Origin of the sequence: Winogradskyella sp. HB-48, from assembly GCF_049942685.1 — a bacterium.
Lineage (GTDB): Bacteria > Bacteroidota > Bacteroidia > Flavobacteriales > Flavobacteriaceae > Winogradskyella.
Window position 1 is genome coordinate 149,692 of record NZ_CP187934.1, and the last position, 21,916, is coordinate 171,607.

At 34.0% G+C, this 21,916-nt stretch carries 17 protein-coding genes; 4 read left to right on the plus strand and 13 right to left on the minus strand.

What is annotated here, in order from left to right; genetic code table 11:
- Positions 1-71 precede the first annotated feature (71 nt).
- The 3 genes from ACPX19_RS00745 (at position 72) to ACPX19_RS00755 (ending at position 6,038) form a co-directional block, all read left to right on the plus strand.
- Positions 72-2,567, plus strand: a complete 2,496-nt coding sequence (locus ACPX19_RS00745) for a M14 metallopeptidase family protein (protein WP_426430906.1) — start codon at positions 72-74, stop codon at positions 2,565-2,567.
- Between the two features lie 22 nt (positions 2,568-2,589).
- On the plus strand, positions 2,590-5,418 hold the full coding sequence (locus tag ACPX19_RS00750; RefSeq protein WP_426430907.1) for a M16 family metallopeptidase: 2,829 nt from the start codon (positions 2,590-2,592) through the stop codon (positions 5,416-5,418).
- A gap of 248 nt (positions 5,419-5,666) precedes the next feature.
- The gene (locus ACPX19_RS00755) at positions 5,667-6,038 is read left to right on the plus strand and encodes a VOC family protein (protein ID WP_426430908.1); all 372 of its coding nucleotides are present in this window, start codon (positions 5,667-5,669) and stop codon (positions 6,036-6,038) included.
- Here ACPX19_RS00755 and ACPX19_RS00760 read toward each other — a convergent pair.
- From ACPX19_RS00760 to rimO, 11 genes are all read right to left on the minus strand, one after another.
- Entirely contained in the window at positions 5,947-7,260 is a 1,314-nt protein-coding gene (locus ACPX19_RS00760) for a GNAT family N-acetyltransferase (protein WP_426430909.1), read from the minus strand. The two genes, ACPX19_RS00755 and ACPX19_RS00760, sit on opposite strands and share 92 nt — an antisense overlap.
- 3 nt (positions 7,261-7,263) lie before the next feature.
- Positions 7,264-8,013, minus strand: coding sequence for a hypothetical protein (locus tag ACPX19_RS00765; protein WP_426430910.1), 750 nt, complete (start codon positions 8,011-8,013; stop codon positions 7,264-7,266).
- Between the two features lie 17 nt (positions 8,014-8,030).
- Entirely contained in the window at positions 8,031-9,284 is a 1,254-nt protein-coding gene (locus ACPX19_RS00770) for an erythromycin esterase family protein (protein WP_426430911.1), read from the minus strand.
- A gap of 16 nt (positions 9,285-9,300) precedes the next feature.
- Positions 9,301-9,723, minus strand: coding sequence for a GNAT family N-acetyltransferase (locus ACPX19_RS00775; protein ID WP_426430912.1), 423 nt, complete (start codon positions 9,721-9,723; stop codon positions 9,301-9,303).
- Entirely contained in the window at positions 9,723-10,130 is a 408-nt protein-coding gene (locus tag ACPX19_RS00780; RefSeq protein ID WP_426430913.1) for a GNAT family N-acetyltransferase, read from the minus strand. The genes ACPX19_RS00775 and ACPX19_RS00780 overlap by 1 nt, the downstream gene beginning before the upstream one ends.
- Positions 10,127-10,465, minus strand: a complete 339-nt coding sequence (locus tag ACPX19_RS00785) for a n-acetylglutamate synthase (RefSeq protein WP_426430914.1) — start codon at positions 10,463-10,465, stop codon at positions 10,127-10,129. The genes ACPX19_RS00780 and ACPX19_RS00785 overlap by 4 nt, the downstream gene beginning before the upstream one ends.
- A 242-nt stretch (positions 10,466-10,707) precedes the next feature.
- Positions 10,708-12,288 (minus strand): leucine-rich repeat domain-containing protein, encoded by a 1,581-nt coding sequence (locus ACPX19_RS00790; RefSeq protein ID WP_426430915.1) that lies wholly within the window; start codon positions 12,286-12,288, stop codon positions 10,708-10,710.
- Between the two features lie 40 nt (positions 12,289-12,328).
- Positions 12,329-12,916 (minus strand): hypothetical protein, encoded by a 588-nt coding sequence (locus ACPX19_RS00795; protein ID WP_426430916.1) that lies wholly within the window; start codon positions 12,914-12,916, stop codon positions 12,329-12,331.
- 143 nt (positions 12,917-13,059) lie between these two features.
- Positions 13,060-13,797 (minus strand): LytR/AlgR family response regulator transcription factor, encoded by a 738-nt coding sequence (locus ACPX19_RS00800; RefSeq protein ID WP_426430917.1) that lies wholly within the window; start codon positions 13,795-13,797, stop codon positions 13,060-13,062.
- Positions 13,797-15,983, minus strand: a complete 2,187-nt coding sequence (locus ACPX19_RS00805; protein WP_426430918.1) for a tetratricopeptide repeat protein — start codon at positions 15,981-15,983, stop codon at positions 13,797-13,799. The genes ACPX19_RS00800 and ACPX19_RS00805 overlap by 1 nt, the downstream gene beginning before the upstream one ends.
- Positions 15,984-16,401: 418 nt before the next feature.
- The gene (gene rimO, locus ACPX19_RS00810) at positions 16,402-17,706 is read right to left on the minus strand and encodes a 30S ribosomal protein S12 methylthiotransferase RimO (RefSeq protein ID WP_426430919.1); all 1,305 of its coding nucleotides are present in this window, start codon (positions 17,704-17,706) and stop codon (positions 16,402-16,404) included.
- A 104-nt stretch (positions 17,707-17,810) separates the two neighbouring features.
- Between rimO and ACPX19_RS00815 the strand changes: the two genes are divergently transcribed.
- Positions 17,811-18,890, plus strand: a complete 1,080-nt coding sequence (locus ACPX19_RS00815; protein ID WP_426430920.1) for a serine hydrolase domain-containing protein — start codon at positions 17,811-17,813, stop codon at positions 18,888-18,890.
- A gap of 135 nt (positions 18,891-19,025) precedes the next feature.
- Here the strand turns inward: ACPX19_RS00815 and ACPX19_RS00820 are convergent, their stop codons facing one another.
- Together ACPX19_RS00820 and ftsY are read right to left on the minus strand one after the other, a co-directional pair.
- Complete coding sequence (locus tag ACPX19_RS00820; protein WP_426430921.1) at positions 19,026-20,702, minus strand: amidase family protein; 1,677 nt, start codon at positions 20,700-20,702, stop codon at positions 19,026-19,028.
- A 134-nt stretch (positions 20,703-20,836) separates the two neighbouring features.
- Positions 20,837-21,811 (minus strand): signal recognition particle-docking protein FtsY, encoded by a 975-nt coding sequence (gene ftsY / locus ACPX19_RS00825; protein WP_426430922.1) that lies wholly within the window; start codon positions 21,809-21,811, stop codon positions 20,837-20,839.
- Between the last annotated feature and the right edge of the window lie 105 nt (positions 21,812-21,916).

Below are 21,916 nucleotides of genomic sequence, written 5' to 3' on the forward strand. Positions count from 1 at the left end.
CTGCTAATTTTTAGTTAATTCAATTTCACGAACTATCTTTACTAGCTTTCAAACAAAAAACATCGTATTTAATGCAAAAAATCCTTCTAGCAGTATTGGTCGTATTTGGTTGTTTCACCTTAACATCGGCGCAAAATCTACAATCACCAAGTGAATTTTTAGGGTATGACATCGGTACACAATTTAGCCGTCATCACCAAGTTGTCGATTATTTCAAGACTGTTTCCGAGGCTGTTCCAAATAATGTTAAAGTTGAACAATACGGAACTACAAACGAGCGCAGAGCTCTTGTTTTAGCCTATATCTCATCAGAAGAAAACATAAAAAATCTAGAAAGTATAAGAGAAAATAACTTAAACAATGTTGGTTTATTAAATGGCAGTTCGACTACGCTCACTGACCATACTAATGATATTGCTATTGTTTGGTTGAGTTATAACGTGCATGGCAACGAAGCATCGAGTTCTGAAGCTGCAATGCTCACGCTTTATAAGTTACTTACTGAACGAAACGATTTACTAGAAAATACTGTGGTTATAATAGATCCAGGTATTAATCCAGATGGTAGAGACAGATATGTTAATTGGTATAACGAAACTAAAAGCACTCCTTATGACATAGACCAACAAGCCAGCGAACATAACGAACCTTGGCCAGGTGGACGACCAAACCACTACCTCTTTGATTTGAATAGAGATTGGGCTTGGGCAACACAGGTTGAAACCCAACAACGCTTAAAAGTGTACAACCAATGGATGCCTCACATTCATGTCGATTTTCATGAGCAAGGCCCAAATGAACCTTATTATTTTGCACCTGCAGCAGAACCGTTCCATGAAATTATTAGCGATTGGCAACGCGATTTTCAAACACAAATAGGACAAAATCACGCTAAGTATTTTGATGCTGAAGGTTGGTTATTCTTTACTAGAGAACGTTTTGATTTGTTTTATCCAAGTTATGGTGACACCTACCCAACATACATGGGAGCTATAGGTATGACCTACGAGCAGGCTGGTCATGGCATCTCTGGATTAGGTATTTTGAATGATGAAGGCCATGTACTCACATTAGCGGAGCGTTTGACGCATCACACCGCAACCGGACTTTCAACCGTTGAAATGGCTTCAAAAAATGCCAAACAACTCAATACTGAGTTTGCTAAATTCTTTGACAATAGCAATTTAAAATATAAAAGTTATGTGGTTAAAGGTAACCCAGACAAACTGAATAGTCTAAAACAGTTATTAAGCAAACACGACATTAAATTTGAATATGCTAATGGCGGAAAGGTTTCAGGCTATGATTATGCTTCAGGTAAACAAGGCAGCATGTCTGTAAATAAACATTCGCTAGTCATTCATACCAATCAACCAAAAGGAAAAATGGTTAAAGTATTGTTTGAACCTAATGCCAAACTTACAGATTCATTAACGTATGACATAACGGCTTGGTCTGTACCTTATGCCTATGGATTAGACGCTATGGCGAGTACATCTAAAGTGAGTAGCACAAAAGTTTTCGAAGGCAATATGCCAACTGTACTTTCTGAAGCTTATGGTTACGTAAGTAAATGGAATTCTCTAAAAGATGCACAGTTTTTAGCAGATTTACTAAAACATGATTTTAGAGTGCGATTTACCGAAAAACCTTTTCAATCTAATGGTGAACGATTTGATAGAGGCTCTTTAATTATCACTAAAGGGGACAATAAACACCTCGAAGATTTTCTTGGGACTCTAAATCAAATCAAACAGAAACATGAGCACCATTTGACTCAAATCAACTCAGGCTTTTCGCAAACCACACCAGATATTGGTTCGCCAGATATTAAGCTAGTGAACAAACAAAAAATAGCGGTATTGTCTGGAGAAGGTACGTCTTCATTAAGCTATGGCGAAATTTGGCATTTCTTTGAGCAGCAATTACATTATCCTTTGACTTCAATAAACTCAGACGACTTAAGCAGAACCAACCTCAGCAAATATAATGTCCTCATTATTCCAAATGGTTATTATAGTAGCGTACTTAATGACGATAACATGGAGAAGATTAATGATTGGGTAAGGTCTGGTGGAAAAGTTATTGCCATTGATGGTGCGCTTAGAAGTTTTGTCGGAAAAGATGGTTTTAGTTTGAAATATAAATCTTCGGACAACGCAAGTAATGAGGATAACCTAACACCATATGCTGAGCGCGAACGCGAGTATACCAACAGCCTCATTACTGGCGCTATTTTCAAAACCAAAATAGACAATACTCATCCAATGGCTTTTGGTTATGGGAAAGACTATTTCACTTTAAAACTAGGGAGTGCTGCTTATGATTTAATGGATAGCGGCTACAACGTTGGACATTTGGCTGATACTAAAGTATATTCTGGTTTTGCCGGTAAAGATGCTTTACCCAATTTAAATAATACCTTAGTTTTTGGTGAAGAGCGCAAAGGCAATGGTAGCTTTATCTATTTTGTAGACAATACCTTATTTAGAAGTTTTTGGGAAAACGGAAAATTATTTTTGGTGAACTCCGTTTTCTTTGTAAATAACAATGCGTACGAATTATAATTATCATCAATCAAAATACATTATGAAACCTATTAAATCCTTATTTCTAAGTCTTTTTGTTTTAATAGCCGTATCAGCTTGCAAACAAAACGACAACAAAGACACCACACCAGAGTTTAAAGTTGATTTTGAAAAATTCACTTTAGATAATGGCTTACAAGTCATACTGCATGTAGATAGATCAGATCCTGTTGCTGCAGTAGCATTAACAGCCCATGTAGGTTCTGCTAGAGAAAAGGAAGGCAGAACAGGCTTTGCCCATCTTTTTGAACATCTTTTATTTTTAGAATCTGAAAATTTAGGCAAAGGTGGCCTAGATCAAATGAGTGCTCGAATTGGAGGTTCTGGCGCCAATGGATCTACAAGTAGAGATAGAACCAATTACTTTCAAACCGTACCTAAAGATGCCCTAGAAAAAATGATTTGGGCCGAAGCCGACAAACTAGGTTTCTTCATTAATACGGTAACCGATCCTGTTTTGGCTAAAGAAAAGCAAGTGGTTAAAAACGAAAAACGCCAACGTGTGGACAACCAGCCATATGGCCATAATTTTGCTGTTATTAATAGTAATCTATATCCTGAAGGTCACCCTTACAGTTGGGAAGTCATAGGCTCTCTTGAAGATTTACAAAACGCGACTTTAGAAGACGTCAAAGAATTTTTCAGACGTTGGTATGTACCCAATAATGTTACGCTAACCATAGCAGGTGATATTGATGTAGAACAAACAAAAGCTTGGGTTAAAAAATATTTTGATGAAATTCCAATGGGTGAAGATATTCCTAAGCTAGAAAAACAACCTGTAAATTTAAAATCCACAAAACGTTTATTCTACGAAGATAATTTTGCTAGAGCACCACGATTAACCATGACTTGGCCAGGTGTACCAGAATACAACAAAGACTCCTATGCATTAAGTGTGCTTACAGACTATCTATCTAACGGAAAAAAAGCTCCTTTAAATAAAGTACTTATTGATGACGAAAAACTTACTGATAATGTATCCTTTTCTCAGTATAATTCAGAATTAGCAGGACAATTGATGCTCACCATCACAGCATTTGACCAAACTGATTTAAACACTGTTGCCTCTGCTATTAAAAACGGATTAAAGGATTTTGAACTTAATGGCATTTCCGAAAAAGACCTGAATCGTATTAAAGCTGGACAAGAAACTAATTTTTACCAAGGCTTATCTAGTGTTTTGGGTAAAGGATTTCAATTAGCACAATATGAAATATTTGCTGGTGATCCAGGTTTTATTAATCAGGATGTGAAAAATATACTTGCCGTAACACCAGAAGATGTTATGCGAGTGTATAACACATATATAAAAGACAAAAATTTTGTAGCGACAAGCTTTGTTCCAAAAGGACAAAAGAATCTGGTATTGGATAATTCGCAATTAGCTGATATTAAAGAAGAAAAAATTGTTGAAGGTGCAGAAGAAACATTCGATACAAGCATAGTTGCTACTTATGAAAAAACACCAAGTAGTTTCGATAGAAGTATAGAACCTCCTTATGGACCAAGTCCTGAATTAAATATTCCTGAGGTTTGGAAAAAAGAGTTGGAATCTGGCGTAAAAGTTTATGGTATAGAAAATAATGAAGTGCCTTTAGTACAATTTGAAATGCAAATTGCAGGTGGCTTACTATTAGAACACAAAGATAAAGTTGGCGTATCAAATCTTTTGGCAGAACTAATGACAAAAGGTACCAAAAACAAAACAACAGAAGAACTTGAGAATGCCATTGAAAGTATTGGTGCAAGCATTAATGCATATGCCACAGAAGAGAATATCATAATTTCTGGCACTACCCTTTCAAAGCATTTTGATAAAATAATGGATTTAGTTGCTGAAATCCTCTTAGAACCTCGTTGGGACGAAGATGAATTTGAACTTTTAAAACAGAGTACCATCAGCAATATTCAACGCAGCACAGCCAATCCTAATAGTATTGCTTCTGATGAATTTTCAAAATTACTTTATGGTGAGAACAATATTTTAGCTTACAATAATAAAGGTACTGAAGCCTCAGTAAATAGCATAGATTTAATAGACTTAAAAGCGTATTACAACAAAAACTTGTCACCGCAACTTACCAATTTTCATGTTGTTGGTGCTATATCGGAAAAAGATGTTGTAAAGGCGTTAGATAAAATCAATAATCAATGGGAATCAAAAGCTATTACAATCCCAGAATTACCAATGCCATTGTATCCTGAAAAATCCACAGTTTACTTCTACGATGTTCCTGGCGCAAAACAATCAGTTATTCGCTTTGGCTACCCATCATTAAAAGCTACACATAAAGACTTTTATCTTGCCAACGTAATGAACTATCGTTTAGGAGGTGGTGGTTTTGCTTCACAGTTAACACAAGAGTTACGAGAAGGCAAAGGTTATACGTATGGCATACGTTCTCGTTTTTCTGGTTCGCAATATATTGGCGAGTATAGCATAAGCAGTGGTATTCGTACCAATGTAACCTATGAAGCTTCTAGCCTAGTAAAACAAATCTTAGAGGATTATGGCAAAAATTATAGTGAAGAAGATTTAGAAGTTACTAAAGGTTATACCATAAAAAGTACTGCCAGAGCTTTTGAAACATTAGGGGCCAAGTTAGATATGTTGAGTAATATTAGCAATTATGGTATGGCTGATGACTATGCTAAACAACGAGAAACTATCGTGAAAGCGTTGACCGTAGACGATGTAAAAGCGCTTATTGAAAACTATATTAAACCTAATCAAATGATTTATTTAATTGTTGGTGATGCCGCAACACAATTAGATAAATTGGAAGAATTAGGCTTTGGGAAGCCAGTGTTGTTGAATGGTAATTAATTATTATCAGTTCGAGTGATTTTTGTCATACTGAGCGCCTGCCTACCGTACAGGTAGGCAGGCGAAGTGGACAATAATTATATCGAGAATAGGATTTTAAAAACCAAAAATTCTCGATAGTTCTACTAAGCTTTTCGAAGTACTATTTTAATCCAAAAGTATTTGGATTAAAATCACTCGGACTGACAGATAGCTAATAGTTAAGATTTTTTTACCTTTAAGTGCTATTAACAAACAAATACCAACACATGAAACTAGGAGCATTCTCTATTAGCCTTGCCGTAAAAGACCTTAAGGCCTCAAAAGCATTTTATGAAGACTTAGGTTTTTCGGTCTTTGCTGGTAGTTTAGAGCAAAACTACCTCATCATGAAAAACGAATCTACATTAATAGGTTTGTTTCATGGGATGTTTAAAAATAATATCCTCACTTTTAACCCTGGTTGGGATCAAGATGCTAATACCTTAAGGGATTTTGATGATGTAAGAGTTATTCAAGAGCACTTAAAATCAAAGGATGTCACCTTTGCTAGTGAAATTGAAGCATCAGATTCTGGGCCTGCAAGTTTTGTAATCTTAGATCCTGATGGTAATGCAATTTTGGTAGATCAGCATGTTTAGTGATTTCTTTTTCCATAGCGTAAAACGAATATTTCCGTTCGGGAAAAAAAATCTCACCTCGAGTAATATAGTTACGGTTTTTATAAAACTCAACAACTCGTCCGTTCTGGCTGTAAGCATCCAATCGAATGGAAGTAAAATTGTTTTGTTTTGCTAACTCTTCAGCAAATTCCATCAATAGTTTTGCAAAACCTTTGTTTTGACTGGTTGTATGAATAACTAGTCTATGTATTACCAACACTTTAGTATCATTAAACTGCCAATCAATCGTTTTGTATTCTGGTTCTTGGTTTTCGCTTATGTTTATGGCACCAATGATTCTGTCATTGTTTTTTATGACGTATAAGACACCATCTTTGAGGTCATTTTCAATAATTGAACTTGTGGGATAGTTATTCGTCCATTGATAAATTTTGTTGTTTTCTAATGCGTCTTTTGCTGTCTTATATATTTGAAATAGGACATCTAAATCTGTTAGATTGCCTTTGTCAATAGTGAGTTGTTCCCTTTCTGACTGCTCTGTTTCAATATCGTAAATAAGAATACCTTGATTTGTTGCATCTAATTGTGATACCGATTCGCCTTTTGCATTCCAAACTGCACTTTGCCCGACGCTCATAAAATCATCACAGGCACCAACACAATTAGACATCAAAACTGGTGTGCTATAGGTTTTTGCCATTTTAGGGAAATGTTCGTTTGCTTTGTTTATTCCGTTTTGAGGTTTGGCAACACTAGCTATATAAACATCTGCTCCATTTTTTATAGTATTTACAAAATGTGCCTCTTGAAGTGTTTCATAGCAAATACCGAAAGCAATCTTCTTTCCCTTTATAGTAAAGATGTTTTGCCTTTCTCCCTTTACAAAATAAGATAGTTCATCTTCATGAAGTAGTTGTTTAGAATAGACTACACGCTCTTTGTTTGGTTGAAATATGAGTAAACTGATTTGAATTCCATTAGTTGCCTTTGTTGGTATACCAACACCAATGACGATTCCTTTTTGATCAGACACTTCTTGAAACGGATTAAATAATTTGTCCTCAGCTTTTGTAGCCAATGCTTTGGCTAATTGAGGTTCGTAATTGGTTATGGATAACTCTGGAAAGATTATTAAATCGGCTTTATATGTAATCCCACGCTCAATAAACTTTAAATGGTTTTGAATATTCTTTTGAATGTTCCCTTTTTCGGATAGGGTTTGTGCGATGCAGATTTTCATTTTTTAGATAGCGTCTTTTCCATTAAAAAACTTAAACACCTCATCGTCTTCTTTAAGACTATCGGTATATTTTATGATAGTTTCAGAAGTTAATTGCGGACTTTTTAGTTGCAAAGATCGAAGTGTACCATCTTTTTGTGGTGCAATAAGTATGGTTTTGCCGAAATTGAGATTGAATAATCGTGTATTTATAATAGCATAGGAATCTTCTTCTGCAGTGACAAAAGCAAAATAATCTATAGTATTGGTTTTTGTTTTTACAAAACCCTGAGCGACGTAATCTGGATGGTTTCTAGAAATGGCTATGTTTTTATTGAGGTTATAATTTTCGGTATCTAAAGTGTCTGTTAGCACTAGAAGGTGAAAAAACACTTCATTATGTTTATTGTCTAACCTTTCTTTGTTCATGTCATTTTTTGCAACAAAAAAACTATTCATTACAACTGTTCTGTCAACTACTGTAAAGTCTTCACCTTTACTTCCTAATCCTTTAAAACTATCGTTTCCTAAAAGCTCATATTTAGGCACTGGAAAGACACCAATCTCAAAAGGGCCAAATTCTCCTATACCAATGAGTTGTTTGTCGTTATTGAGCATTTCATTGTCCCAAGTGGTAGAATCGTTTCTATTGTTTAAGTACTGCTCTCTTTTTTGTTGATTCCAAGTTGTAACATCCTTTGTTACTTCGGAAAGCTTGTTACTATGGTTACAGTTAATCAGTAAGAAGAATAAAATAAGAACTATATTTTTCACGACTTTAAGTTTAATTATTATTCAGCCCAAGTAATCGCATTGGTTTTATCTAGATAAATTACAGCATCAAAAGCTCTTCCGAACAATTTAGTTTCTGTTTCATTACTTCTGGCTCTTGCTCCTGCGCCACTCATAGAGGTTAATCCTGAATTAAGATAAAAAGCTAGATTTTCATTTGTTCTAGCGGCTCTTACATTTAAAAATGTATTTGGTTTACCAAAACTTTTTAAACAATTAGTAAATGTATCTTCAATTACTTTATCAACCGTAAAGGTTTTAAAACGCCAATTACCTGTTTTATTGGCATCATTTGGGTATGCTATAAAATTTCCTGTTCCAAAATCTGTAGCAATATTAAAGTAGTACTCTCCGTAAAGCTTTCTTAATTGATGCCCTGTTACATCCACTATACCATTATCTACCCAATCTCCTACGTGCGCATTATGCGCCCAATACATTGCTTTTTTGTTATGGTTATAATGATTCATAATCCAAAGGATATTTTCTCCCATATAAATATCTCTAAAATCTGCTTTTCGCTGTCCGTGATTTTGATTGATGGTAGTAACAAACTGTCCTAAAATTTCAACTAAATGATAAGCTATATTAAATTCTTCTTCGGAAGTTTTATTCTTAAACGCTTCAGAATTTTCAATGAAATATTTTTTAAGCTTCGTATAAGCAATGAAATAGTCTGTTTTTTCATCATCATTAAACTGTTCCCATAAGTTGTTTTTCTCAAACCCTTCGATTTTATAATCAGACTCTACAGATTTTAAATAATCTTTAATACGGCTAATTTCAGAACGCACATATTGCATTTCGCATCCATATAAAAAAATCTTATCTTTATTGTTTTCGTTATAATCTCTTAGCCAATTCATTAACCCTATAAACTCTTTGGTTCTATATCTCCAGGTTGAATTAATCTCCTTTAATATAAATTCTAGGTCATCTCTTTTACCTTGTATATAATCATTGAGGTACAAACCTTCTCCAAAACCAGTTTCAATAATTAGAATTTTAAAATCGTGTTGTTCTAAAAGGTATTGCATCAGTTCCTTTGCAAGAATTGTAAACTCGCCTGTACCGTGGGTATCTTCGCCATAGCCAACAATTCTTATATCATTGAGTGCTTCATCCAAAAAAGAAAATGAACTTGCTTGAATGCTCTCAAATCCTGTAGTATAATTTTTTAATTCGGTATGGCATTGTGCAAAACAAAGTCTTGCTGTTAATCCAAAGAACACAAAAAGCATATAATTTTTCATCTGTTTTATCACTATTTTATGACTCACAATGTTCTAAACCTTGCTTTTCATCCTTAGGAAAAATGTAAGCCGATTTCTGTTTTTTCCACCCCAGTTTCTCATAAAAGCCTTCCTTGTTTGGTGCAGCTGTTAAGGTGATAAAATTATAACTGTTTAATCTGCTTTTTATTTCATTAACTATTTGTGTCCCTATGCCTTTTGCTTGGTATTCTGGATGAACCACAACATCTACTAACAAAGCGTAATACTTACCATCGTCTACTGTTCTACCAAACCCAACTACTCTATTTTTATCTTTCACAAAACAGGTCACAGAACTTTTCTTAAATGCGTTTTTGATATCTTCTGGTTGTCGGATTCCCCAATTTACATGTTGGAACAGTTCTGAAATGTCTTTCCAGTTTATGGTTTCTAAATCAGGATTTATTATAACTTCCATTATTTTAAATCGGTTTCATCTGTTAATAAAAAGCAGGCACTGTGCTTGGTCATTCCTATATGAGGATAATAATCGACTACCTTTGGTGCTGCCAAAAGAATAGTTGTAGCTTGTAGTGTGGCTTGTTTGGTTAGCCTAATCAATTCTTTACCGATGCCTTGCTTTTGATAATCAAGATCAACCGCTAAATCCGAAAGATATGTGCAATACACAACATCTGTAACAGATCTTGCAACGCCCACCAATTTGCCATTATCTCTTGCGGTAATGATTAAATTGGCATTTTTTACCATGGCTTCAATCCTAGCGAAATCATCAACTGGTCGTCTCTCTCCAAGTGTTGAATTAATCAGCAGCTCTTTAAACTCTTGTGCAGATAAAGTAGTTTCGGTTTGATAGGTTATCATTGTTCTTCGATTATTGATTCTCCTTTTGATTGGTCACCAGAGATCCACTGCCAACTTTCGTACAATCGTATTTTTCCATTCTCTAGAATTTCAGGTTTTGATATACATATTCCGGTCATCAACTCTCCATTTTCATTGATTTGATGGTAACGCATATCTATAGTTCCGTTTGCATCGACAAGTCCAATGAGATGTCCTTTTATTATTTTTCCACCCGAATACTCAGAGATTAAAATATTTCCTACTTGTTTGTATAGAAAAACGGTTTCGCTAGAGGTCTCTCCATTTTCTGTATTGCTTACAGGTACAAAGGTCTTGTTATTGTAGTTTATCATTTTTTGGTTAGTATAGATTGATATTGATTTAACAATTTAGTCTTTTTTCAAAACAAATCTGTAGCGAGTTACTCAAAAACAATAGACTAAAACAAAAGTAGATGAGCAGTAAATAACCCTAACATTACTGCTCAATCTTTCATTTAACTAACTAACAACACTACAAAACAAACCATAAGAAAATTGTAGTGTAGAATATCAGCAGGAACAACTCTAACTTATATTTTATTAAAAACTTCAAACTAGTTTATAATAACTTTTTTAGTAATAGTTCCTCTATCAAAATTCAGCTTTAGGATGTAAACACCACTAGCAAAACTGCTTGTAGGTAAATTACTTTCTTTTCCTCTAACTATTTCTATACCCGAAATTGAATACATCGTATAATCTTGAAGTTGCAAACTATTATCTGAAACAATATTTATAGCATCATTAGCTGTAATAATTTTAACCGAATTTGCAAGCTCAAACTCATCTATACTCAAGGCATCTTCTGTTACTGGGTTAAACCCTGTCCATAAAGCTCCAGGATCTGTAACGTATGCTCCCATGGTTCCTGCTGGAATGTGTAAATGAATGGTGCTGCGGCTTTGGTTAAATGTATCTGCATTAAGATTTGAATCCGTTGCTATAGTTGGTGGAGTTGAACCCAAACAGTAAATATCCATGATCGCATTAAAACCTCCCATTCCTCCAAAAGCAATTACTCCTATATTGGTAACACTCGTAGGTATGGTAATATCATTTAAAGCACAAAAACGAAAAGCAAAGTCTCCAATTGTATTAAGATTATTTCCTAACACAAGATTTGTCATATTTTGGTTTTGAGCAAAGGCACCATCGTCAATGCTAATAACACTATCTGGAATTGTAAGCGATGTTAGATTATTTATAAAGAATGCACTTTCGCCGATATATGTAAGTGTATTTGGCAAGGTTACACTAGTTAAATTATTACTTTGAAAAGCATTATTTCCTATTTCTGTAACAGTATAGGTTATTAAACCATTTGGTATGGTAGCTGGTATATTTACAACAGTCCCGCCTGCTGTATTATAATCAAAAGCTCTAACCGTACTGTTTGCAACCGAAATTACCTGATAAGTAATATAGTTATAAACATAAGTATTGCCTACATTTAAATTTTCGGTTACGGTGTTAAATCCCGTCCAGAGTGCACCAGCATCCGTAACATAAGCGCCTGTTGTACCTGCTGGAATTACAAGATCAATACCACTTCGGTCACCATTAATAGTAAAGGTGTCATTTGGCCCATTAACCGTTGTAATTGTTGGTGGTGTTACAGCAAGTATTGTTATACTAACTAAAGGGTTTCCTCTAAAAGCACCATTACCAATACTTGTTACATTATTAGGAATAGTAAGACCAGATAATTGATTATTTTGAAACGCATAATCTCCAATAGTATCTAAATTACTAGGTAAAACCACAGATGTCAAATTAGTACCTGAAAAAGCTTGTTGTTCTATACTTATTACTGTACTAGGAATACTAACACTAGAAATAGCAGTACTACTAAAACTAAATATGCCAATAGCGGTAACACTATATGTTGTCCCACCATTTGAAACTGAAGCGGGAATATTTACATTTATATTATTTATTATACTTCCTGTTGTTACAGAAACTGTAGACGCAGATGTAACGGTATATCGTAAATCGTTTCCGTAACTATCCGTAGAAGTAAAAGTTTGTGAAAACCCTAATGTAGCTATACATAAGGTCATTAAAAAAAGTACTTGTTTTTTTCTCACGTAACATCTATGGTTTAAGTGTTCGTGAAAGCTTGTAAAGTTTTTCATAATATTAAACATTTAAGGTTATGGTAAATTTGATTATTAATTAATAGTTCATTTTAATGAGGTCACCACTCAACGAATAGTAAAAACTAAAAGTAGTTCCTCCATTTTCTGGTTGAAGGTTAACCATATATTGCGCTTTTGAGATATCTCCATTATCAGGAAAGTTTAACCCAGCAATACTTAACGTTGGATTTTTAAGATTTTTCTCGGCTTTTAATTTTTGTACAGATTGCTCTACCAATCCACCCAATTTGGATAAGTTAATAGCGTCGCCTAGTTGGAACATATAGTCAGAGGCTTTTGTACCTGATGGTACCTCTATTGTGATATCAGAATTTTGTTTCCAAGTGTCTCGGGTAAGATTCCATTGTCCCATTTTTAAGGATTCTGGATCTTCAGTAACAGTGACACCAACAATATTACCTATGGATTTATTGTAGGTAATACTTAAATCGGTGTAATAGGCATTGTCGCCAAATTTGCTTTTCAGTTCGTTTTCAATGTTTTGAAATCCTTCTGCGGTCGCAGGCTGATTTTGTGTTGAATTGCCACAAGATGCTAGCTGTATCAATAACAATAATACTAATAGCTTAAATAAGCTTGTTGATTTTGGGGTCTTAGGTTTCATTCTATTTTAGATTTGATAGAATAAAAGTAGATTGCATTGTTGAGGAAAGAAATACCAAAACTATTTCTGATATTTACAAATCAATAAGTGTCGCAGTTTAGAAAATATTTGTAAAGCAGAATCTATCTAAACTTAATGTGTTTTTAATCAGAAGTTCGATTTAAAAAAGAAGTCACAAACTGTTCTTTTTTTCTTGATGAGACCGGAATTTTTTTTCCATTTTTTAAATGAATAACACCAGACTTGTCGTATTTATCAATGAATTTTAAATTGACTATGAAAGATTGATGCGGCCTTGTAAAATTAGCATTGGTTAGGCGCTCTTCAAATTCCTTTAATGTTTTTGACACCAAATGCTTCTTACCATCATTGCAATAAAACGTGGTGTACCCTTTATCAGATTCGCAATACATTAACTCGTTTAAATCAATGACTTGAAAACTATCGTGTAGAGATAGTATAAGTTGCTCATTTTGATGGTTAAATGCTTGTTTTGTGATGTTTATTTTTTCTTTTTGTTCTGTAATAGACAATTGTTTTACTTTATTTAAGGCTATCTTTAGCTCCTCAACATCAACAGGTTTTAAGAGATAATCTACAGCACCCATTTTTAAAGCCTTTAATGCAAATTCTTCATAGGCAGTAATAAAAATAACCTTGAAATTAAGATGTTCTGTTTGCTCCAAAAACTCAAAAGCATTACCGTCTGTAAGATTAATGTCTAGAAAAATAAGTTCAGGTTTACAAGCGTTTGCAACTATGACAGCATCTTTAACAGACTCGCACTCACCTATAACCTTAACATCAGTTTCAATAAGCTCTAGCAGATTGAGCAATCCTTTTCTTATATAAGCTTTATCTTCTACTATTATTGATTGCATTAGGCTATATCTTTTTGATAAGGAATTACTAAAGTAACTATAGTGCCCTGTTCATTATACTTTTTTCTATCTTCAATACGTAAAGAGCCTTCTATATTATAATCTTTGGACAGCATCTTTAATCGCTCTGAAGTTATGGTTGTAGCCAAGGACTTTTTATCTTTTCGGGCATATCCATTCTGTGCATCTATACCAATGCCATTATCTTTAATGGTACAGGTCAATTCATCATTTATATATTTTAGTTGAATATCTATTTTTCTGTTATCTTTTCTATCTTCAAAAGCATGTTCAATGGCATTTTCAATGAAGGGTTGGATAAGCATTGGTGGTATTTTAAACAAAGTCTCATCAATAGTTTTATCAATTAGAATTGTGTAATCATACATTTGACTGTCTTCTAAATTTTGGAGTTCTAAATAGTTACTTACCGCTTCTAATTCTTGGTTGAGTGGCACTAATTTGTCCCTAGAATTTTCTAGTGTTATACGCAACAGCTTTGAAAACTTTGATAAATAAAATATTGATTTCTTGTCTTCTTTATTTAAGATCATGCCTTGCAAAACCGAGAGCGAATTAAAGATAAAATGCGGTGTCATCTGTGAACGTAATAACTTTTGCTCTATGGCTATATTTTGAGTTTTGGCTTTTTCGTTTCTCAATTTCAAATAGAAAATAATACCTCCTAAAATTATGGCTGTCGCTAAAAATCCTATAATTCCTAAAAATAAATTTTGCTGAGTTTTTTCTAAATCCTGTGAGGTTGTTAAAATCGTTTTGGTGAGTTTTAATTCTCGAATACTGGCAGAATCTCTTGCTTGTTTGTACTTGTACCCATACTCTAATTGGGCTATTTTTTCAATGCTCTCTTTATTAAAAAGGCTGTCATTTAGGATTTTAAATTGCTGATGACTTTCGAATGCATCCTTATAACTACCTCTACTTTTATATATTTCAGAGAGTAATTTGTGCGCATCACTTTGGTGATCTAAAAGTTCGAGTTTAGTTGAAATTTCCAAACTTTTTAAAACATTGGGAAAGGCCTGATCATATTTTTTTTGATCAACGAAACAATCTGCTAATCCTAAATATGAATAGCTTAATGCAGATTGATTATCAATCTCCTTATTGATTTTTTTTGCTTCTTCAAAGTATCCTAAAGCCTCATCATATTTTTTTAGCGATGTATGAACATATCCAAGATTATTTAAACATTCTGCAAGTTGAGATTTACTGTTAGTTTTCCTGTTTATTTCCTCGGCTTCTTTTAAAAATTTAACAGCTGTATTAAGTTCTTCTTTTTTTATGTAAATAGTAGCTATATTATTTTTTGATACTGCAATGCCTGAATTATTTTTTCTGCTTTCGTAAATAGCCAACGATTTTTTTAACAATTCTAAAGCCTTATCATATTTTTTTTGGTTTTTATAAATAAGACTCATGTTATTTAAAGAATTGGAAATACCTAATGAGTCTTGTATTTTCTCTGCTAAAGATAACGCTTCATTATTATACTCCAATGCAAGTGGATAGTTACCTTGTTTATTATAAATAGCAGCTATATTTTTCAAACAAGCCGAGATACCTAGTGTATAATCAGTTTCAGTATATAATTTTAATGCTTTTTTGTAATAATCTATAGCTTCAGGATACTTGCCAATTTTCATATTAATATTTCCAATATTGGTCAAATAGTTTGGGATATTTCTGTTTATTCCAACATCCTGATCAGCTTGGAGTGCCTTTTCAAAATATATCAAGGCATTAGGATAATTGCTTTGTCTAAAATAAATTACACCTATCCCGTTACAGCAGGCGGCTAAGTTTTTCTTAAAGCCATTATCAGAAAATATTTGGGCAGCATATTCAAAATGTTTTACTGATATATCGAAATTTGATTGAACCAACTCAATAACACCACGCATATAAATGGCGTTTCCTTTGCCTTTAATAAATCCTATTTCATCTGAAAGAGCTTCTGCTTTTTCAATATACTCTTTTGCCTTATCTATATCTTTTCTGTAATATAAATATGATAGTTCATCAAGAGCGTTAACTCTTAAAGTATCCTTTTGTTTATGAGTTTTTAAGATATTTTCTAAACTGTCTATTTCTTTGTTTTGTGAAAACGTAGCTAGTGGGAAAAGTAAAAAACAAATTAAAATAAAAACGAAATTCCTTTTCATAAAGGTGGTAGCTTATAGTACATACTAATTAATTATTTAATAATACGCATAAATAATCAAATTAGTAATAATATACATAACCCAACTACAAGAATCAATATTCGCTATGTTTCAAGCCATTTTCGATGTTATAGATTAAATATCTGGAATTGTTAAAGGGTTGAGCCATTGAATAACATAGATAAAAAGTTTTGTCCACCATTTGTCCGTACAACATTTTTCCTATTGTAAAAGCCATCATATAATTTTGAATAGTCATAAAAATGACAACCCGTTTTGTGGTGCCTTGCACTGTTATAGGCTGCAGACTACCAGTTGCAAGTCGCTACGAAAACCAAACTAAACACAGTATGACTTTACTATTACTTTATAAGTTTGTGGAATGGTTTAGAAAAAGTAGACCTAAGCCCACTTTAGATTAAGAAATGACTTCACCATAGAGGTCAAAGTCTTCGGCTTCAATGATTTTTACTGTAGTGAATTCCCCTGTTTTTAAGTAATATTTTGAAGCATCTATCAATACTTCATTATCCACATCTGGCGAATCAAATTCTGTACGACCTACAAAGTAATTGCCTTCTTTTCTGTCAATAACCACTTTAAACTCTTGGCCTATTTTTGCTTGGTTGAGTTCCCAAGAAATTTGAGATTGAATTTCCATAATTTCGTTAGCACGTTGAAGTTTAACTTCTTCTGGCACGTCATCTTCAAGATTGTAGGCATGCGTATTTTCTTCGTGTGAATAGGTAAAACAACCTAAACGCTCAAAACGCATCTCCTTTACCCATTGTTTAAGGATATCAAAGTCTTCTTCCGTCTCTCCTGGATAACCAACAATTAAAGTCGTTCTTATGGTTATATCAGGCACTTTAGCTCTAAATTCCTTTAAAAGCTTTGTCGTTTTTTCTTTTGTAGTACCACGACGCATACTTTTTAAGATGTCATCAGAAATATGTTGTAGTGGAATATCAAGATAATTACAGATTTTAGGCTCTCGCTTCATTACATCCAAAACATCCATTGGAAAACCCGTTGGGAATGCATAATGTAAACGAATCCATTCAATGCCCTCTACTTTTACTAAGCTCTCAAGTAACTCGGCAAGGTTACGTTTTTTGTATAGATCTAATCCGTAATAGGTTAAATCTTGTGCAATAAGAATCAACTCTTTAACACCTGAAGCCGCCAATTTTTCAGCTTCAATAACTAAATCTTCTATTGGTGTACTTTTGTGTTTCCCACGCATTAAAGGAATAGCACAGAAACTACATGGTCTGTCGCAACCTTCGGCAATTTTTAAATACGCATAGTTTTTGGGTGTTGTGGTTAAGCGCTCACCTATTAACTCATGCTTGTAATCTGCACCCAAAGCTTTTAAGAGACTTGGTAATTCTGTCGTTCCAAAATACTGATCTACATTCGGTATTTCCTTTTGTAAATCTGGCTTATAACGCTCACTTAAACAGCCTGTCACAAAGACCTTATCTACTTCACCATCTTCCTTTTTTTGCATATAATGCAATATGGTATTTACACTTTCTTCCTTGGCGTTATTGATAAATCCACAGGTATTAATCACCACGACATTGCCTTCTTGCTCATGTACAACATCTTTACCACTTGCTTTAAGTTGTCCCATCAAGACTTCACTATCGTAAACATTTTTGCTACAACCAAGAGTTACAACATTAATCCTATTCTTTTTCAGTGTTTTAGTTCTCATAAGCATTTTCCGCTAAAGCAGACGTTTATTTTAAATCAGTGGGCAAAGATACAACGGAATTTAAACCTTTTGTATATTTATGAGTCTTATAAAAAAACTTAACCATGAAATCACCCAAAATAGTACTCGTATTATTTGGTTTATTAACGATTTTGTCATGCTCCAACGATAACGACCCTCCTAGCAATCCTGATGCTCAAATCGAAGATATTTATTTTCCACCATTAAATTCAGATGCTTGGGAAACTAAATCTATTTCAGAATTAGGTTGGAATGATGACCAACTTCAGCCTTTGTTGGACTTTCTTGAAGAAAAAAACACAAAGAGTTTTATGATTCTTCATAATGGAAAAATAGTGGTTGAACACTATATGAATGGACATACCAGCACTTTACCATGGTATTGGGCAAGCGCAGGAAAAACATTAACTACAGCTATGACTGGTATTGCTGAAGGTGAAGGCTTACTTAATATAAATGATAAAGTTTCTGATTATTTAGGCACAGGATGGACAAGTGCTCCTTTAGAAAAAGAAAATCTAATTACCTGCAAGCATTTATTATCAATGTCTTCTGGTTTGGATGACAGTGAAGGTGATGGCATTGCGCCTGAAAACCTGAATTATCTTGTAGACGCAGGTACACGTTGGGCGTATCATAATGTTTATGTTAAGCTTCAGGATGTTGTAGCAACCGCTAGCAACCAAGGCTGGTCAATGTACTTCAATACTAAATTGCGAGACAGAATTGGCATGTCTGGTGCATGGATTCAAACTGGTGATTTTAGTGTCTATTGGAGTACAACACGAAGTATGGCTAGATTTGGATTGTTAGTCTATGCAGATGGAAAATGGGAAAGTGAACAAATTATACCCGAAAGCTTTTTAAATGATGCTGTTAACACGTCTCAAAATCTTAATCTATCTTATGGTTATATGTGGTGGTTAAACGGAAAATCATCCTACAGATTACCGCAACTACAAATTCAATTTCCAGGTGAACTTATTCCCAATGGACCAAGCGATATGTATGCTGCATTAGGAAAGAATGACCAAAAAATTTATGTGGTTCCAAGCAAAAAAATTGTAGTCATTAGAATGGGAGATGCTGCCGATGATGAAAACTTTGCGCTTTCTAATTTTGATAATGACTTATGGGAAAAAATTAATGCTCTTGTTAATTAACCTCAATAAGATTTAGACTAAACACTTCACTTTGAGTGATTCTGAAGCATGAAGAATTGTATCGAGAAATGTTTTAATTAGTTCTCGATACAATTTTCAATTTTTAGAAATTGAAAACCACTCGAACTGACGTTATTAATTATAGTCTTTTGGTGCTACTCGTGCCTTAGAGGCTTGCTCATAAGTATAAGCCCATTCTAACAGCTGTCTTTCTTGAAGACGTTTACCAATAAACGTTAGACCTTTCGGAACACCTTCGCTAGTATAACCCATTGGCACTGTAATTGCAGGATATTCTGCTACAGCTGCAAAAGCTGCATGATAATTATTAATAGACAAAAATCCATCTAAATTGTGTTTTTGCATTGGGACGTCAAAATACTGCTTCCCATTTCTGCTTAAAGTGTCTTTAATACGTTCTAAATAATTAGCGTTTCCTTGATCATCAACTATACCCTTAAATAAATTTTGTCCGTAAGGCATGGTTTTTACAGAATCCTTTAAGTTAAATTCCATGACATCAGCTACCGTTCGAAGTGTAATATTATCGTTGGCATATGCATCCATATAGGCAGGTAAATCCTTTTTCATATCAAGATTAAGAAGATTTATGAAGTTTGGTAACCTTAATTGTTCTTCATCTATTTCAACTATTTCTGCACCTTGCCGTTTTAAAACTTCCAAAGCCTTTATATACAAAGTGTCTGCCATTAAACGTTTTGGAGCACCAAAGCGTTTTCCATTTAAGCTGGCACTTTTTAAATCTTTTGTATAAAAACCAGATTGCCACATCATCATAAACGATTTAGTATCTGTTTTGTCTTCACCAAAAATAGCATCCAAAACTATAGCGTTGTCCATAACTGTTCTGGTAATAGGACCTGCTGTATCCAAAGTTGAAGAAATAGGCACAATACCACTTCGGCTTACTAAGCCAACCGTAGGCTTTAAACCTACTACCGAATTCTGACTAGCTGGCGACAAAATAGAACCTGCAGTTTCACTACCTATAGTGGCTGCCGCAAAATTTGCGGAAGCTGCTACTCCACTTCCAGAGCTAGAGCCACCTGTATCAATGATACGTCTTCCATAAGGATTTAAGGTTTGCCCACCAATTGCAGAATAACCACTTGGGCACTCACCACAAAAGAAATAAGCCCATTCGCTCAAATTAGCTTTCCCAAGAATTAGAGCACCTTTAGACTTTAGTTGTTTAACAATGAAAGCGTCATCGGTAATATTATCTTTTAACGCCACTGCACCAGCAGTGGTTGCCATACCAGAAGCATTGATGTTGTCTTTAAGTAGAATTGGCATACCATAAATTGGATGAATGAAATCCAAGTGATAATCATCCTCTTTATCTAATCTCTTAGCTTCATTTATCACATTTGGATTTATAGAAATAACTGAATTTAGCGATAACGGATTTTCTCTATCGAATTTTCTGATGCGATACAGATAAAATTTGGTTAACGCTTCATAATTAAATTTGCCTTCTGCTATATGCTTCTGAAGTGTTGGAATATCTTGTTCTAAAATTAAAGGCTTTAGCTTGTTATAATTAACTTCTGAAAAATCTTCTAGTTGAGGGTCAATCTCTTTCCATATCTCTGCTTTGGTGAGATTCTTAGAATCCAATACCTTAAATTCTGTAAAATCCTTAGTAGAAATGGCATCTAAATCGGATTGTTCTTCTCCAGTAGTCTCAACAGTTTCTGATTCTGAAATTGGCTCTCGAGCTTCACGAGCATTGTTGTCTTTACAAGAAAAAATAAAAAGGAAAGTCGATAATAATAGAATATAGCGCATGGTTAGTATTTTTTATAAAAATACGAAAACCAAGAAAAAAACTCATTGGTTTTGGCACCAATTAGGTCTGAATATTTAGATAAATACGATACTGAAATCCAATTACGAGTTCAGCATGATAAAACTAAGGTTAATTATTTGAAGAATGAATCCACAAACTCGTACTTATTAAACACCTGAAGATCCTCGATACCTTCACCAACACCGATATACTTTACAGGAATTTTAAACTGATCGCTAATACCGATAACCACTCCACCTTTTGCTGTTCCGTCTAATTTGGTCACCGCTAATGAGGTCACTTCGGTTGCTGCTGTAAACTGCTTAGCTTGTTCAAAAGCATTTTGTCCTGTAGAGCCATCTAAAACCAAAAGAACATCGTGAGGTGCGTTACCAATAACTTTTTGCATCACACGCTTTACTTTAGAAAGCTCATTCATAAGGTTCACTTTGTTATGTAAACGACCAGCTGTATCAATAATAATAACATCAGCATCTTGATTAACTCCCGATTGTAAAGCATCAAAAGCAACAGAAGCAGGATCGCTTCCCATTTCTTGCCTTATCATTGGCACATCTACTCTATCTGCCCAAACTTGTAATTGATCTATTGCAGCAGCTCTAAACGTATCGGCTGCTCCAAGCACAACTTTTAAGTCTTTCTTTTTAAACTGATAAGCTAACTTACCTATAGTTGTTGTTTTACCAACACCATTAACACCTACAACCATTAATACGTAAGGTGTTTTTTTGCCATTATCTTGTACAGGTAAATTAGGTATTGTATAATCAGTTTCTTCACCAGAATTAGTTTCTGATAATAAGCCTGCTATCTCTTCCCTTAGGATTTTATTGAGCTCTGAAGTTCCTAAATACTTATCTCTAGAAATACGTTCTTCAATACGCTCAATGACTTTTAGTGTTGTATTAACACCAACATCACTGGTCACTAAAACTTCTTCAAGGTTATCTAAAACATCATCATCTACTTTAGACTTTCCTGCAACAGCTTTGTTTAGCTTATTAAAAAAGGAAGATTTGGACTTCTCAAGTCCTTTATCAAGGGTTTCCTTCTTTTCAGAAGAAAATATTTTTTTAAAAAAACTCATTTAATTACTATTTGCTTTTCTCATTGCAACAACCTTGCCCTTTCATAAGTACTGCTAAGTTGTCAGATGGACTCAAATATAGCCATAAAAAAACTGCTTTCAAAT

Excerpts from the sequence above, each read along its gene's own strand:
- ACPX19_RS00780 (WP_426430913.1), bottom strand. The coding sequence starts at position 10,130 with ATGATAACCTATCAAACCGAAACTACTTTATCTGCACAAGAGTTTAAA.
- ACPX19_RS00755 (WP_426430908.1), top strand. The coding sequence starts at position 5,667 with ATGAAACTAGGAGCATTCTCTATTAGCCTTGCCGTAAAAGACCTTAAG.
- ACPX19_RS00820 (WP_426430921.1), bottom strand. The coding sequence starts at position 20,702 with ATGCGCTATATTCTATTATTATCGACTTTCCTTTTTATTTTTTCTTGT.
- ACPX19_RS00790 (WP_426430915.1), bottom strand. The coding sequence starts at position 12,288 with ATGAAAAACTTTACAAGCTTTCACGAACACTTAAACCATAGATGTTAC.
- ACPX19_RS00770 (WP_426430911.1), bottom strand. The coding sequence starts at position 9,284 with ATGAAAAATTATATGCTTTTTGTGTTCTTTGGATTAACAGCAAGACTT.
- ACPX19_RS00805 (WP_426430918.1), bottom strand. The coding sequence starts at position 15,983 with ATGAAAAGGAATTTCGTTTTTATTTTAATTTGTTTTTTACTTTTCCCA.
- ftsY (WP_426430922.1), bottom strand. The coding sequence starts at position 21,811 with ATGAGTTTTTTTAAAAAAATATTTTCTTCTGAAAAGAAGGAAACCCTT.
- rimO (WP_426430919.1), bottom strand. The coding sequence starts at position 17,706 with ATGAGAACTAAAACACTGAAAAAGAATAGGATTAATGTTGTAACTCTT.
- ACPX19_RS00745 (WP_426430906.1), top strand. The coding sequence starts at position 72 with ATGCAAAAAATCCTTCTAGCAGTATTGGTCGTATTTGGTTGTTTCACC.
- ACPX19_RS00800 (WP_426430917.1), bottom strand. The coding sequence starts at position 13,797 with ATGCAATCAATAATAGTAGAAGATAAAGCTTATATAAGAAAAGGATTG.
- ACPX19_RS00775 (WP_426430912.1), bottom strand. The coding sequence starts at position 9,723 with ATGGAAGTTATAATAAATCCTGATTTAGAAACCATAAACTGGAAAGAC.
- ACPX19_RS00750 (WP_426430907.1), top strand. The coding sequence starts at position 2,590 with ATGAAACCTATTAAATCCTTATTTCTAAGTCTTTTTGTTTTAATAGCC.
- ACPX19_RS00785 (WP_426430914.1), bottom strand. The coding sequence starts at position 10,465 with ATGATAAACTACAATAACAAGACCTTTGTACCTGTAAGCAATACAGAA.
- ACPX19_RS00760 (WP_426430909.1), bottom strand. The coding sequence starts at position 7,260 with ATGAAAATCTGCATCGCACAAACCCTATCCGAAAAAGGGAACATTCAA.
- ACPX19_RS00795 (WP_426430916.1), bottom strand. The coding sequence starts at position 12,916 with ATGAAACCTAAGACCCCAAAATCAACAAGCTTATTTAAGCTATTAGTA.
- ACPX19_RS00815 (WP_426430920.1), top strand. The coding sequence starts at position 17,811 with ATGAAATCACCCAAAATAGTACTCGTATTATTTGGTTTATTAACGATT.